Below are 14,514 nucleotides of genomic sequence, written 5' to 3'. Positions count from 1 at the left end.
AAAGGGCCGTTCGGCCCTGTGGTGCAGGCCACGCCGGCGGGTCTCATGGAAGGTGGCCGATGAGAAGGAGGACGTCATGACCCATGTGGCCGTCGGTTACGACGGGACGGATCTCGCGCGTGAACCGTTCCTGAGCGGCATGCGGAGCGCCGACCTGCGCAGGCTGGCGACGGCGGCCCGGTCCATCGAGATACCGGCGGGACGGCGCATCTTCGACGAGGGCGCCCCGGCGGAGCGGTTCTGGCTCGTCCAGGACGGGACCGTCGCCGTGGACGCCGACGTTCCCGGCCGCGGGACGGTCGTCATCGACACCTACGGCCCGGGTTCCGTGCTGGGCTGGTCATGGATGTTCCGCCCCTACCGGTGGCGGTTCGGGGGAGTCACCTGCACGCCCGTCCGGGCCATCGAGTTCGACGCGCGGCTCGTCCGGACGTTCTGCGCGGTCGACCCGTCGCTCGGGTACGAGCTGACACGCCGCGTCGCCGAACTGGTCGTGGACCGCCTTGAGGCGACCCGGACACGGCTCGTCGGGCTCTCCGCCGAGGCCGAGGCCGGGGCAGGGGCGGCTAACCGAGCGCCAGGACCCGCATGACCAGGCGGGCGGTGCGGCCGCCCTCCTCCTCGGCGATGGCGAGCGCGGCCGGCACGTCGAGATCGTCGAGCAGAGCGCGGGTCGCGGCCGCCTCCGCCGCGTCCGACGACGCGCGGCGGCCCGCGCCGAGATGGAGCGCGTCCAGGCGTGCCGTCGCGGAGTCGAGGGTCCCGGCGGTGTAGTCCCACTCCTCCCGCCAGGGGGCGGTGATGAGCATGAGCCGGATCGCCGCGGCCGGGTGGTCGTGGATCAGCTCGGAGACGAGGACCAGGTTGCCGGTGGACTTGGCCATCTTGACGCCGTCCACGCGAACCATGCCCACGTGCAGCCAGGCGCGGGAGAACGGCCGGACGCCGGTCAGCGCCTCGGCCAGTGCGGCCTCGTAGGCGTGGTGGGGGAACCGCAGGTCGGCGCCGCCGGAGTGCAGGTCCAGGGCCGGCCCGAACGTCGTCATGGCCATCGCGGTGCATTCGGCGTGCCAGCCGGGCCGTCCCGAGCCCCAGGGGCTGGGCCAGGCGGGTTCCCCGGAGTTCGAGGGCCGCCAGAGGGCGATGTCGAACGGATGCTCCTTGCCGGGATCCTCGGGTTCGTCGCCGTACTCGGCCAGCAGCTCCCGCGCCTCCTGATCGCCGAGCCCCGCGCGCCCCGGGACGTCGGCGCCGCGGAAGTAGACCCCTCCGTCCCGGATGTAGGCGTGGCCGGACGCGAGGAGCCCCTGCGCGAGCGCGACGACCTCCCTGATGTAGTTGTGCGCGCGTGGCTGGTGGTCGACGGTATGGACGCCGAGGGCCTCCAGGTCGCGTTCGAAGTAGAACTGCTGGACGGCGGCGAAGCTGTCGTACGGGCTGCCGGCACGGTCGGCGGCCTGGTTCAGTACGTCGTCGACGTCGGTGACGTTGCGGCATACGCGCACGTCACCCCCTGCATGGCGCAGGACGCGGGCGGCGACATCGGCCCAGACGAACGTCCGCGCGTGACCGAGATGGGTCGCGTCGTACGGGGTGATCCCGCAGACGTACATCCGGGCGGGGCCGACGACCGGCAGCGGGCGGCCGCCGATCCGGAGGGTGCGGTCCGGTGCGTTGAGATCCACGAGAGACCTCTTACCCAGACCCGCCGAAAAGATCTCTTATTCGGGCCCGCCGGAAAGGCACCGCCACACCGCCGGGCGCGGGCCCACCTGGGCGTGCTGATTGCGTATCGGTGCTCTGGATCCGGTATGACGGACCGGTGATGTGGACGAGGAAGCGGGCCGGTTCTCAGACGCGGGCCAGGAGGCAGGCGCTTCTCGCTCAGCTTTCCGGGCCTGTGCAGCGGTTCCTGGCGACGGAGGTGGGCGGCTCGGCCCTGCTGCTGGTGGCCGTCGTGGCCGCTCTGCTCTGGGCCAACTCCCCATGGTCGGACCAGTACGAGTCCCTGTGGGCGACGGAGGCGTCCATGTCGCTCGGGGGCGCCGAGCTGTCGATGGACCTGGGGCACTGGGTCAGCGACGGCCTGATGGCCCTGTTCTTCTTCGTGATCGGCCTGGAGGTCCGGTACGAGTTGTCCGTCGGTGAACTCAGGGAACCCCGCCGCGTCGTCCTCCCGGTCGTGGGCGGCGTCGGCGGAATGCTGGTTCCCGCGCTCCTGTACCTGCTGGTCGCGCCCGGGGGAGAGGCCGCGAACGGCTGGGCCATCGTCATCGGCACCGACACGGCGTTCATGCTGGGCGCTCTCGCCGTCGTCGGTCCCACGTTCGCGACGCAGCTGCGCATCTTCCTGCTGGCGCTCACCGTCATCGACGACATCGTGGCCGTGAGCGTGATCGGGTTCGTCTATTCGGAGACCGTCCGCGTACTGCCACTCCTCGCCATGTTCGTCCTCTGCGGGGTGGCGGTGCTGCTGAGCCGGCGGGGTGTCTGGCGTGCGGCGCCGTATGTCGTCGCCGTCCTGGCGCTGTGGCTCGCCACGATCCAGGCGGGCCTGCACGCGTCCATCGCGGGGATGCTCGGCGGTCTCCTCGTCCCCGCGCACAGGCCCGTGAGGGAAGCGGTCGAGAAGGCGGCCCGGAGTTTCCGCGCCTTCCGGCAGTCCCCCATGGCGGACGTGGGGATGACGGCCCGGATAGGGCTGCAGCGCGCGGTGTCGGTCAACGAGCGGCTGCAGACGACGCTGCACCCCTGGAGCAGCTACTTCATCGTCCCGGTGTTCGCGCTGGCGAACGCCGGCGTCGATCTCCGCGGCGGTCTTCTCGGCGACGCGCTCACCTCACCGGTCACCTGGGCGGTGATCATCGGTCTTGTGCTGGGCAAACCCCTGGGAGTCGGGCTCAGCACCGTCCTCGGCACACGCTTCGGCCTCGGGAGGCTGCCCCAGGGGGTCAGCCTGGAGCACGTGTTCGGCGGCGCGGCCCTGTCCGGCATCGGGTTCACCGTCTCGCTGCTGATCGTCCGCCTGGCCTTCGATGACGAGACGACCCGCGACCAGGCGACCGTCGGCGTGCTGCTGGCGGTGGTGCTCGCGACCGCCCTCGGGTGGCTCGTGTTCCACGCCGCCGCGGTTTTGCGCGGCCAAGACCAGGCGGATCTGCCGCGGTTCCTCGACCGGCCGGTGGACCCGGAAGTGGACCACATCAGAGGTCCGCACGACGCACCGCTCACCCTGGTGGAGTACGGCGACTTCGAATGCCCGTTCTGCGCCCGCTCCACGGGGGTCGCGGACGAATTGCAGGAGCGCTTCGGCGATGACCTGCGGTACGTCTTCCGGCACCTGCCCCTCCCGGACGTGCACCCCTACGCCGAACTCGCCGCCCACGCGGCCGTCGCCGCCGACGCGCAGGGACGGTTCTGGGAGATGCACGACCTCCTGTTCGAGCACCAGGACGAACTCCAGTACGAGGACGTCGCCGGCTACGCCGCCGACCTCGGGCTGGACGTCGAGATGTTCCTCCGGGACCTCGACGACGAGAGCACGTCCGCCCGGATCCGGGCGGACGTCACCAGCGCCGAGGCCAGCGGAGCACGCGGCACACCCACCTTCTTCGTCGGAGAACGCCGCCACACCGGCCCGTACGACGCGGAAACCCTCGCCCGGAGACTCCGGGAATCCGCCGCCGGCGGGCCATCTGCCGGGTGAAGGGCCGGCTGGGACGGACTGCTAGCGGGCCCGGCGTGAAAGCTTTCACGGGCCGGATGACGGATCGTCCGGATCGGAGTTAGCCTCTGTCCGGGAGCGCTCCCAATCCGGCCATACCCCCGCAACCGGAACGGAGACCTCGCACATGCACCACCGAATACGGCGTGCCGCGACCATCCTGTTCGCGGCCGTGCTCGTCCCGCTCTTCTGGGTCGACACGGCCTCGGCGCACGGATCGGTCATCGACCCCGCGTCCCGCAACTACGGCTGCTGGGACCGTTGGGGCGACGACCACCTGAACCCCGAGATGCAGCAGCTCGACGCGATGTGCTGGCAGGCATGGCAGGACAACCCCAACGCCATGTGGAACTGGAACGGGCTCTACCAGAACAACGTCGGCGGTGACCACCAGGCCGCGGTGCCCGACGGGCAGCTGTGCAGCGGCGGCCACGCCGAGGGCGGGCGCTACCGGTCCATGGACGCCGTGGGCGCGTGGAAGATGACCGACATCGGCACCGACTTCACGATCAACCTGTACGACCAGGCCAGCCACGGCGCGGACTACTTCCGCGTCTACGTCACCCGCCAGGGCTACGACGGCCTGAACCAGCCGCTGCGCTGGAGCGACCTGGAGCTGGTCCGCGAAACCGGACGCTACGGCTCCAGCAACAACTACGTCATCAGCGACATCAACGCACCCGGTCGCAGCGGCCGCCACGTCGTCTTCACGATCTGGCAGGCGTCGCACATGGACCAGGTGTACTACATCTGCAGCGATGTGAACTTCCGCTAGTCCCCCCGCCTCACGATCCCCGTCCCGCCGGACGCCGCGCCGCGTCCGGCGGGACGACTTTTCCGCGGCGAACCGGCCAAGCTTGACGGCTCCCAATTCTTGACTGGTTCCAGATACTGAGCCAGTCTGTCGGACGTGGCAACGCCCTCGGACCACCGGCAGATGCCGCGCGGGGCCGCTCTGCGCGTGACCCGTCCCCGTGCGGAGGTGCTGAGCGCGGTCCACGCGCATCCGCACGCCGACACCGACTCGATCATCGGGGTCGTGCGCCGGGGGCTCCCGAAGGTGTCCCACCAGGCCTAGTTCCTGACTCGGCATGCATTGCCTGGGAGGATCCCCATGTCGGAAAACCAAGAGTCGGCCGTCAACGAGACGAACGCCGAAGGCCGCTGTCCGGTCGTCCACGAGCGCGCCCCGCACCCCACCCAGGGCGGCGGCAATCGCGGCTGGTGGCCGAACCGGCTCAACCTGAAGCTCCTCGCCAAGAACCCCGACGTGTCGAACCCCATGGACGAGGACTTCGACTACGCCGAGGCGTTCACGAGCCTCGACCTTCCCGCCGTGAAGCGGGACATCGCCGAGATCCTCACCACCTCGCAGGACTGGTGGCCCGCGGACTTCGGCAACTACGGCCCGTTCATGGTCCGGATGGCGTGGCACAGCGCCGGCACCTACCGCGTCAGCGACGGCCGCGGCGGCGCCGGGTCCGGCCAGCAGCGCTTCGCGCCCCTCAACAGCTGGCCCGACAACGGAGGCCTCGACAAGGCCCGCCGGCTGCTGTGGCCGGTCAAGAAGAAGTACGGCCGGCAGATCTCGTGGGCCGACCTGTTCATCCTGACCGGCAACGTCGCCCTGGAGACGATGGGCTTCACGACGTTCGGCTTCGCCGGTGGCCGCGAGGACGTCTACGAGCCCGAGGAGGACGTCTACTGGGGCCCCGAGACCACCTGGCTCGACGACCGGCGCTACAGCGGCGACCGCGACCTCGAGAACCCGCTGGGCGCGGTCCAGATGGGGCTCATCTACGTCAACCCGGAGGGCCCCAACGGCAACCCGGACCCGGTCGCCGCGGCCCGCGACATCCGCGAGACGTTCCGCCGCATGGCGATGAACGACGAGGAGACCGTCGCCCTGATCGCCGGCGGGCACACGTTCGGCAAGACGCACGGCGCGGGCCCGGCCGACCACGTCGGCCCCGAGCCCGAGGGCGCCCCCCTCGAAGAGATGGGCCTAGGCTGGAAGAGCACCTTCGGCACCGGCAAGGGCGGGGACGCGATCATCAGCGGCCTTGAGGGCATCTGGACCGACACCCCGACCACGTGGGACAACAGCTTCTTCGAGATCCTGTTCGGCTACGAGTGGGAGCTGTTCAAGAGCCCCGCCGGCGCCTGGCAGTACCGGCCGAAGGACGGCGCCGGGGCCGGTACCGTCCCCGACCCGCACGACCCGTCCAAGAGCCACGCCCCCACGATGCTGACGACCGACCTGTCGCTCCGGTTCGACCCGGTCTACGAGCCGATCTCGCGGCGCTTCAAGGACGACCCCGACGCGTTCGCGGACGCCTTCGCCCGCGCGTGGTTCAAGCTGACCCACCGCGACATGGGCCCGGTGGCGCGCTACCTCGGGCCGGAGGTTCCGGACGAGACGCTGGTGTGGCAGGACCCCGTTCCCGAGCGGACGCACGAGCTCGTCGACGCCGGCGACATCGCCGCCCTCAAGGCCCAGATCCTCGCCTCCGGGTTGTCGGTCTCCCAGCTCGTGTCGACCGCGTGGGCGTCGGCCGCGACGTACCGGGGCACCGACATGCGCGGCGGCGCCAACGGCGCGCGCATCCGCCTCGAACCGCAGAACGGCTGGGAGGTCAACCAGCCCGACGAGCTGGAAAGAGTCCTGCGCGCCCTGGAGGGCGTCAAGGAGTCCTTCGACTCGGCCCAGACCGGCGGCAAGCGGGTCTCGCTCGCCGACCTGATCGTCCTCGGCGGATGCGCCGCCGTCGAGCAGGCCGCCAAGACCGCCGGTCACGACATCGAGGTCCCCTTCACCCCGGGCCGGACGGACGCGTCGCAGGAGCAGACCGACGTGGAGTCCTTCGCCGAGATGGAGCCGACCTCCGACGGGTTCCGCAACTACCTCGGGAAGGCCAGCCCGCTGCCGGCCGAGTACTCGCTGATCGACCGGGCGAACCTGCTCACGTTGAGCGCACCCGAGATGACGGTCCTCGTCGGCGGCCTCAGGGCCATGGGCGCGAACCACCGGCAGTCGTCGTCGCTCGGCATCCTCACCGACAGCCCCGGGTCGCTGACGAACGACTTCTTCGTGAACCTGCTCGACATGGGCACGACGTGGAAGCCGACGTCCGAGGAGGCGGAGACCTTCGAGGGCCGCGACGCCTCGGGTGCGGTCAGGTGGACCGGCAGCCGCGTCGACCTCGTCTTCGGGTCGAACTCGGAGCTGCGCGCGATCGCGGAGGTCTACGCCGCCGACGACGCGCGGGAGAAGTTCGTGCGCGACTTCGTCGCGGCGTGGGACAAGGTGATGAACCTCGACCGGTTCGACCTCGCCTGATCCCGGCGCCCGGGCCGGCCTGCACGGGCCGGCCCGGGCGTACTGGCTCGGGTGGTGTTCAGCTCGTCGTCGCCGGGCGGCACTGCGGGCACAGGCCCCAGAAGGTGACGTCGGCCTCGTCGACCAGGTAACCCGCGTCGTCCACCGGGTCGAGGCAGGGCGGGTGCCCCACGGCGCAGTCGACGTCCTTGACCGCGCCGCAGCTCCGGCACACCAGGTGGTGATGGTTGTCGCCGACCCGTCCCTCGAACCTGGCGGGGCTGTCGCCGGGTTCGAGGCGCCGCACGAGCCTGGCCGCGGTGAGCGCGTGCAGGGCCTCGTACACGGCCTGGAGGGAGATGTGGCCCACGCGGTCGCGCACCCCGGAGGCGATCGCCTCGACGTCGAGGTGGTCACCGTCCCGGACGGTCTCCAGCAGGGCGACGCGGGCGGCCGTCACCCGCAGGCCGGCACCGCGCAGCTCCTCGGCGGTCGTCGTCGGGGGCTGGGATGCGGTCATGGCGGTGACCTACCTTCACAAACGCGACCTACTTGAGACAACGAATGACACAAGTCTAGTGGCAGGTCCATACCGGATTTTCTGGGCGGGCTGCGACGTCCGGACAAGCCGCCCGGCCGGAACCGGCTATGGGCGGTGCTTGCGCAGTTCCGCCGAGAGTTCGGCGGAGAACTGCTCGGCGTCGGCGAGGCGGGTGCGGATCTTCTCGCAGCGCTCCTCGACCAGCGAGCGGTAGACGGCGAGGCGTTTGGTGAGGTCGTTGCGGGTGGCTCCGCCGGTGTCGGCGGACTGGAGCCGGTCCAGGATGTCCAGCAGGTCGCGCATCTCTTCGAGGGTGAAGTCGAGCGGCTTCATCCGCTTGACGACCAGGAGGCGGGTGACGTCGTCGTCGGTGTAGAGCCGGAAACCGCCTTGGGAGCGCGCCGTGGGGAGGGCGAGCCCGACCTCCTCGTAGTGGCGGATGGTGCGCAGGCTCAGGCCGGTCCGGTCGGCGACCTCGCCGATCTGCATGTGCCTGCCGTCCATCAGGGTCCTCCTCGCACCGCCGGCCGTCCCGCCGGAGGCGGATGATCCATACCGTCGGTCAAGCTTGCCATCTTCGCGGCGGTCCCGTTCTCAGCGCGGGTGCGTGCGCGCGACGTACACGGTGTTGGCCGCGGTGCCGCCCTGGACGTGGTTGGGAAACTCGACGACATGCGCCGTGACCTCGGCGAAGACCTCGCCGAGGACGGCCGTGAACGCATCGTCCGGGGGGTCGTTCGACCACAGCGCGAAGACGCCGCCGGGGTGGATCCGCGCGGCGAGCCGGCCCAGCGGCCCGGGGCGGTAGAAGGAGGCGTGGCCGGTGGCGAGGAGATGGCTCGGCGAATGGTCGATGTCGAGCAGGACGGCATGGAAGCGGCCGCCGGGCGTCCGCGGGTCGAGCCCCGTCTCCGACGAGGCCATGGCGAAGAAGTCGCCCTGTACCAGCCGGCAGCGGTCGTCGGTCGTCAGCCGCTCCCCGAGCGGCACCAGCTTCGCGCGGTGCCAGTCGATCACTTCGGCGAGCGTCTCCACCACGACGAGCGAACGGACCCGCGGCTCGTCCAGGGCGGCATCGGCGGTGTAGCCGAGCCCGAGGCCCCCGACGGCGACATTGAGGCCGGTGCCCTCCGCCGCGGCCAGGCCGAGCCGGGCGAGCTCGATCTCACCGGCCGTCCACAGGCTCGACATGAGGAAGTCGTCATCGAGTTTGATCTCGTAGACGTCGATGCGGAGGGACGGGTCCCGGCGCCGCCGTAGGCTGATGGCGCCCATGGGCGTCGGACGCCAGTCGAGTTCCTCGAACAATGCGCCCATCGCGGTCCCGTTCTTCGTAGCCGGCGAGCACGCTCTGGAACCGACCGTGCACAAGATACCTTAACGTAAGGTTAGGTTGACGGAGACGGTCCTCGGATGGTGGGCGGATGCAGAGCAGACACGATTGCCGTTCGCGGTGAGCGGCGGGACGGGCACACCGCAGGACGTGGCGGCGGAGGCGGCGCGGCGGCGGACGTTCGCGGTGATCAGTCACCCGGACGCGGGCAAGTCGACGCTGACCGAGGCCCTCGCCCTGCACGCGGCGGCGATCGAGCATGCCGGTGCGGTGCACGGCAAGGCCGGGCGGCGGGGCGTGCGGTCGGACTGGATGGACATCGAGCGGTCCCGGGGCATCTCGATCACCTCCTCGGTGCTGCGGTTCGAGTTCGGTGACGCGCTGCTGAACCTGCTGGACACCCCCGGCCACGCGGACTTCTCCGAGGACACCTACCGGGTGCTGGCGGCGGTGGACGGGGCGATCATGCTGCTCGACTCGGCCAAGGGCCTGGAGGCGCAGACGCTGAAGCTGTTCGACGTGTGCCGGCACCGCGGCATCCCCGTCATCACCTTCGTCAACAAGTGGGACCGTCCCGGCCGCGAACCCCTGGAGCTGCTGGACGAGGTCGAGCAGCGCATCGGGCTGCGTCCGGCCCCGCTGAACTGGCCGGTCGGCGTAGCGGGAGACTTCCGCGGGCTGATCGACCGCGCCGGCGGCTCGTTCACCCGGTTCAGGCGCACGCCCGGCGGCGCGACCCGCGCGATCGCCGAACACGTCCCCGCCGAGCAGGCCGCCGCCGAGGAAGGCCCGGCGTGGGAGACCGCGAACGAGGAGCTGGCGCTGCTGGACGAGATCGGCGCCGTCCTGGACGCCGACGCGTTCGCCGCCGGGATCTGCACGCCGGTGCTGTTCGGCGCCGCGCTGCCCAACTTCGGCGTGGCGGAGCTGCTGGAGGCGGTGTGCCGGCTGGCGCCCGCGCCGTCGGCGCGCGCGGACGCCGACGGAACCGAGCGTCCGGTGTCGGCGCCGTTCTCCGGGCAGGTGTTCAAGGTGCAGGCGGGCATGGACAAGGCCCACCGCGACCGGCTGGCCTTCATCCGGGTGTGCTCGGGCCGCTTCGAACGCGGCATGTCGCTGACCCACGCCCCCACCGGGCGCCCACTGGCGACCAAGTACGCCCAGACGATCTTCGGGCGCGACCGCTCCACCCTCGACGCGGCCTACCCGGGCGACGTGATCGGGCTGCCGAACGCGTCCGGACTGACCGTGGGCGACACCCTGTACGCCAAGACCCCGGTGTCGTTCCCGCCGATCCCGGCGTTCGCCCCGGAGTACTTCATGGTGATGCGGGTGACCGACAACAGCCGCGCCAAGCAGTTCCGCCGCGGCGTCGACCAGCTCGACAGCGAGGGCGTCGTCCAGGTGCTGCGCAGCGACCTGCGCGGCGACCAGGCACCGGTGCTGGCCGCCGTCGGGCCGCTGCAGTTCGACGTCGTCACCGCCCGGATGGCCGACGAGTTCAACGCACCCGTCGACCTGAACCGGCTGGACTACTCCACCGCCCGCATCACCGACAAGGAGTCCGCCGAGACCCTCGCCGGACGACGCGGCGTGGAAGTCCTCACCCGCACCCTGGACGGCTCACTCATCGCGGTGTTCGTCGACAAATGGCGCCTGCGCGCCATCGAACGCGAACACCCCGGCCTCACCCTCACCCCGATGCTCGCCGCGGGCGTCCCCGACTGACCCGCCGGCGGAGGGTCACTTCGCCATGCGCCGCACGTGCTCGGTCACCCAGATCCATGCGCCGTTGTTCTCGTTGAGGCGGCGCTGTACCTGTTCCACGTCGTCGAGGCGCAGTTCGAGGACGGGCTGCCAGTCGCCCTTCACCCGGTCTTCGAAGTAGATCTGCTCGTCGTCCGTCCGGAGACGGAGCGCCCGCACCGTCTGCGGGGCGCCTTCCTGTTGCTGGATTCGGTAGGTCGGCATGATCCCTCTCGTGTCGGCCGGACCCGCCCGCTGCCGCATGGCGGGGCGGGGCAGCACCGGCCACTCCGACGGCACACTACTCTCACGTTAAAAGAGGGTGCGGAGGCGGGGGTGACCCAACGCCCGCCGGGACGCCCGCGCGCGGGAGGACGCCGCGACGAGAGGGAGTCTCACTTCGTAGCGGTCGGCTCCCGGGGCGTGCGCCGTGCACGCGGCAGGAGCCTGCGTGCCGCCACGGTTCCGGCGGCGAGGGCGGCGAAGGCGGCGGCGATCCACCAGATGCCGATCTGGTCGACCCAGCCCGACACCGTGCCCTGGATCTCCGTGGCCGCGCCGACGACCGGGGAGTCGGCCGAGGCGCCCCCGTTGACGCGCACCTCGTACCAGCCGTAGTAGGCGACGTAGAGCCCGGCCGCGAGCAGCAGGCCGCCGCTGGCACGGGCGACGTACGGCAGGATCCGGCGGGTGCGCGCCACCGCGGCGTCCCGCGCCAGCGCCACCAGCATCGACAGGAGCCCCACGACCAGGCCCATCCCGACGCCGTACGCGGCGAACGCCGCCAGCCCGCCGACGATGCCCGCGCCGCCGGACACCAGGCCGGTGACGGCCAGGAACGGCGCGATGGTGCACGACAGGGACGCGACGGCGTACGAGACGCCGTATCCGTACAGTCCCGCCAGCGACCCCGACAGCCCGCCCGCCTGCACGCGCGGCAGCCGGAGCAGCAGTTCCCGCCCGGTGACCAGCCACGCTCCGAGCGCGATCAAGGCCACGCCCACGACGATGGTGACCCAGGGAAGGTACTGCTGGATCGAGGTCGTCAGCACCGAGACCAGCAGGCCGAACACGCCGAAGACGGTGACGAACCCCGCGGTCATCGCGGCCGACAGCCGCAGGGCCCGCCACACGCCGCCCGCCCCCGGCGTGGCGATCAGCAGCGTCAGATAGGACGGCAGGAGCGCGAAGCCGCACGGGTTGAACGCGGCCACCAGCCCGGCGGCCAGGGCGAGCGAGATCGTCTCCATCGGCCGGTCAGCCGAGGAGTTCGTCGACGTGCCGGTTCAGTTCGGACTGTCCCAGCGGCCCGGAGTCCTTGCTCGTCGTCCCGTTGGGGGCCATGAAGACGAACGACGACTGCGACGTCACCTTGAAATGGGAGTACAGCTTGCCGGTCCGGTCGTCCAGGTGCGTGAGGCTCTTGGTGCCCGTCCGGGAGACGAACGCTTGCAGCCGGTCCTTGCCGTCGTCCAGGCCGCCGATGCCGACGAAGGAGACCCTGTCCCCGTACTTCTCCGCGGCCTTGGCCACGTGGGGCCCCTCGGAGAGGCACTTGGGGCACCAGGGCGCCCAGAACCAGAACACCACCGGCTTGCCCGCCAGGCTCGCGCCGTCGAAGCCCTTGCCGTCCAGCGTCTCGCCCTCGAATTTCAACGCTTCGGGCACGGTCCCGGCGGGGCTTTGCGCGGCGGGGCGCTCGGGTGCATTGCTCGATGGCGGGACGGAGGTCGCGCCATCGCCATCACCATCGCCGCCGCCTCCGCATCCGGCCACGAGCAGAACGGCACCGATCACGGCCGCGATCACCTTTTTCATGCCGTTCACGCTAACGGCGGAACCGTCCATTGGTTCTTACGAAGAGATGACGCCGGACCGCGGCTTCCTGTGACGGCCGGAACCCGGCACTGGCCGCACGGTTCGGCGCGCGACGCGGCCAGTGCCGGAGACTCGGGTGCCCGGCGGCGGATCAGGTGCCGTCGTCGAGGATGTGCGGCTCGCCGTCGCGGTAGCGCTCCTGGTCGAGCTTCTTGGCGTCGTTGAAGGCGGGTGCGATCCACAGCTCGCCGATGGCGGCCTTGTCGCCGTTGTGGCCGGCGGCGTCCAGCAGGGCGTTGGCGGCCAGGCGGCCGCCTTCGTTGGCGGTTTCCATGGTGGACACGTAGAGGCCGGTCTTGACCCAGTCGCCGGCCAGGAAGAAGTTCTCGATGCCGGTGCCGGCGGTGGGGCGCGTCTCGTAGGCGCCGAGGGTCTGGATGAACAGCGGGTCCTCGTTGGCGACCTGGGGCGTGCCGGGGTTGAGGATGCCGGGGTCCAGGTACCAGGTGTGCAGCATGTCGTCGGTCAGCACCGGCGGTTTGCCGGGCTTGTTGACGTGCGCCTTGATCTGCTTCCAGACCTCCTCGGCGATCTCCTCGCGGGTGCACTCCTTGGCGGTCTTGCCGTTGAACATGCCGGGGGTGTTCCAGTCGGAGATGATCGCCGACAGGTTGTCGGTCACCGTGCCGTCGCCGTAGGCGGTGAAGTCCCGCTTCCAGAACTGGGCCTGGCTGATCGAGGTGATCGCCCAGGTGGAGTCCCAGTAGTTGACGTGCCCCGGCGTGATCGGCACCTCCCGCTTGAGGAAGAACATCAGGCCGTTCATCCAGTCGTTGCGCAGCTTGGAGATGTTGTTCAGCATCGGGTCGGCGGCGCGCATCCGGTGGTCGACCAGCCGGTCGGCGCGCTCCAGCGGCACCGCCGACACGAACCAGTCGGCGTCGACGGTGTGCCGGGCCCCGGCGGGGTCGACCGCGACCGCCGAGGCGATCCTGCCGCCGGACAGCTGGAACGACTCGGCCGCCCACCCCACCTGGAACCGCACCCCCAGGGTCTTCAGGTGCGCGACCCAGGGGTCGATGAGCATCTCGTCGGTCGCGCCGGCGAGGACCCGGTCCACCGACCCGCCCGCCTCGTTGCCCTCGCCGAGGACGCTCCACAGGGTGGCCTCGCCGACCAGGCCGATGGCGTGGGTGCTGGCGTCGGCGGACTTCATCGCGGCCAGGTTGCGCACCAGCCCGTCGGCCAGCAGCGTGTTGTACTCCTCCGACCGGGTGGCGGTGCCCAGGAAGTCGGCCCACGACACGTGGTCCCACTGCCCGACGCGGCGTTCGTCGCAGCTGGTGACGTACATGACGCCCTTGCGCACGAAGTGCAGGATCTCCGGCAGCGGGATCATGCCCAGTGACTGCAGCCCGCTGATCAACGTGGAGATCAGCGACTCGGGCGTCAGGAACGGCGGGGTGCCCTCGGGGATCGGCCACGGGAACGGGAACGGGATCGTCAGGTCCGGGCGGTCCTTGCGGGCGCCCAGGTAGGTGGACGCGCGGGTCAGGTTGTCCCAGGTGCCCTTCTCGTTGCCGGGGAAGGGGATGCGGCGCATCGAGTCGGGCAGGTTCTGGTAGAAGCCGGGGAAGAACCGGAACCCGTGCTCGGCGGGCAGTTCGTCCCGCCCGCCGCGCGCCGAACCCGGCACCCCGAACACCCGGGCCTTGCCGCCCAGCTGCCGCCGCTCGTACACCGTCACCGCGAACCCGCGCTCGGCCAGCTCCAACGCCGCCGACAGCCCCGCGATCCCGCCGCCGAACACCGCCACCCGGCGGCCGGCCGCACGCCGCCGCGCCCCGGCCGGGCCCGCCTGCCACCCGGCCTGCGCCGACGCCTCACCGCCCAGGACTCCCGCCACCGCCGCACCCGCACCCACGGCGGCGGCGCCGCCGAGGAACCTCCGCCGGGTCGGCCTGTCCGCAGGGCCCGAGTCGTGTCTGCCGCTCATGATGTCCTCTCATGTCGCCGGCCCCCGACTGTCTGGA

General features: G+C 71.0%; 13 protein-coding genes and 1 pseudogene. 6 read left to right on the top strand and 8 right to left on the bottom strand.

Going from position 1 to position 14,514, the window contains the following annotated elements; translation table 11 throughout:
* The first annotated feature begins 76 nt into the window (after positions 1–76).
* Positions 77–592, top strand: coding sequence for a cyclic nucleotide-binding domain-containing protein (locus ACGFK0_RS22300; protein ID WP_392907478.1), 516 nt, complete (start codon positions 77–79; stop codon positions 590–592).
* Here ACGFK0_RS22300 and ACGFK0_RS22295 read toward each other — a convergent pair.
* Entirely contained in the window at positions 567–1,685 is a 1,119-nt protein-coding gene (locus ACGFK0_RS22295; RefSeq protein ID WP_392907476.1) for a class I tRNA ligase family protein, read from the bottom strand. The two genes, ACGFK0_RS22300 and ACGFK0_RS22295, sit on opposite strands and share 26 nt — an antisense overlap.
* Positions 1,686–1,900: 215 nt before the next feature.
* On the opposite strand from ACGFK0_RS22295, the gene nhaA reads away from it, so the two are divergent.
* From nhaA to katG, 4 genes and pseudogenes are all read left to right on the top strand, one after another.
* Complete coding sequence (nhaA, locus tag ACGFK0_RS22290) at positions 1,901–3,706, top strand: Na+/H+ antiporter NhaA (RefSeq protein ID WP_392907474.1); 1,806 nt, start codon at positions 1,901–1,903, stop codon at positions 3,704–3,706.
* A 145-nt stretch (positions 3,707–3,851) separates the two neighbouring features.
* Positions 3,852–4,499 carry a lytic polysaccharide monooxygenase gene (locus ACGFK0_RS22285; protein ID WP_392907472.1) on the top strand — a complete coding sequence of 216 codons (648 nt, stop codon included), beginning with the start codon at positions 3,852–3,854 and terminating at the stop codon, positions 4,497–4,499.
* A gap of 162 nt (positions 4,500–4,661) precedes the next feature.
* Positions 4,662–4,799 (top strand): annotated as a pseudogene (locus ACGFK0_RS22280) (transcriptional repressor); the annotation flags it as partial.
* A 39-nt stretch (positions 4,800–4,838) separates the two neighbouring features.
* Positions 4,839–7,064, top strand: coding sequence for a catalase/peroxidase HPI (katG, locus tag ACGFK0_RS22275; protein ID WP_392907469.1), 2,226 nt, complete (start codon positions 4,839–4,841; stop codon positions 7,062–7,064).
* Positions 7,065–7,122: 58 nt separating this feature from the next.
* On the opposite strand, the gene ACGFK0_RS22270 is transcribed toward katG, so the two are convergent.
* The 3 genes from ACGFK0_RS22270 to ACGFK0_RS22260 form a co-directional block, all read right to left on the bottom strand.
* On the bottom strand, positions 7,123–7,563 hold the full coding sequence (locus ACGFK0_RS22270; RefSeq protein ID WP_392907467.1) for a Fur family transcriptional regulator: 441 nt from the start codon (positions 7,561–7,563) through the stop codon (positions 7,123–7,125).
* A 126-nt stretch (positions 7,564–7,689) separates the two neighbouring features.
* Positions 7,690–8,088, bottom strand: coding sequence for a MerR family transcriptional regulator (locus tag ACGFK0_RS22265; RefSeq protein WP_392907465.1), 399 nt, complete (start codon positions 8,086–8,088; stop codon positions 7,690–7,692).
* A 90-nt stretch (positions 8,089–8,178) separates the two neighbouring features.
* Positions 8,179–8,901 (bottom strand): spermidine synthase, encoded by a 723-nt coding sequence (locus tag ACGFK0_RS22260; RefSeq protein ID WP_392907463.1) that lies wholly within the window; start codon positions 8,899–8,901, stop codon positions 8,179–8,181.
* 124 nt (positions 8,902–9,025) lie between these two features.
* Here ACGFK0_RS22260 and ACGFK0_RS22255 point away from each other — a divergent pair, with 124 nt between their 5' ends.
* Positions 9,026–10,645, top strand: a complete 1,620-nt coding sequence (locus ACGFK0_RS22255; protein WP_392907618.1) for a peptide chain release factor 3 — start codon at positions 9,026–9,028, stop codon at positions 10,643–10,645.
* 15 nt (positions 10,646–10,660) lie between these two features.
* On the opposite strand, the gene ACGFK0_RS22250 is transcribed toward ACGFK0_RS22255, so the two are convergent.
* From ACGFK0_RS22250 to ACGFK0_RS22235, 4 genes are all read right to left on the bottom strand, one after another.
* Positions 10,661–10,888 (bottom strand): hypothetical protein, encoded by a 228-nt coding sequence (locus tag ACGFK0_RS22250; protein WP_392907461.1) that lies wholly within the window; start codon positions 10,886–10,888, stop codon positions 10,661–10,663.
* Positions 10,889–11,058: 170 nt separating this feature from the next.
* Positions 11,059–11,913 carry a cytochrome c biogenesis CcdA family protein gene (locus ACGFK0_RS22245; RefSeq protein ID WP_392907459.1) on the bottom strand — a complete coding sequence of 285 codons (855 nt, stop codon included), beginning with the start codon at positions 11,911–11,913 and terminating at the stop codon, positions 11,059–11,061.
* Between the two features lie 7 nt (positions 11,914–11,920).
* Complete coding sequence (locus ACGFK0_RS22240; protein ID WP_392907457.1) at positions 11,921–12,481, bottom strand: TlpA family protein disulfide reductase; 561 nt, start codon at positions 12,479–12,481, stop codon at positions 11,921–11,923.
* Between the two features lie 151 nt (positions 12,482–12,632).
* Positions 12,633–14,477, bottom strand: a complete 1,845-nt coding sequence (locus ACGFK0_RS22235) for an FAD-dependent oxidoreductase (protein ID WP_392907454.1) — start codon at positions 14,475–14,477, stop codon at positions 12,633–12,635.
* Between the last annotated feature and the right edge of the window lie 37 nt (positions 14,478–14,514).

It is taken from the genome of Spirillospora sp. NPDC048823, from assembly GCF_043198445.1.
GTDB lineage: Bacteria > Actinomycetota > Actinomycetes > Streptosporangiales > Streptosporangiaceae > Spirillospora.
The sequence above is the reverse complement of the archived record's forward strand: the minus strand, read 5'-3'. Positions and strand labels throughout refer to the sequence as shown.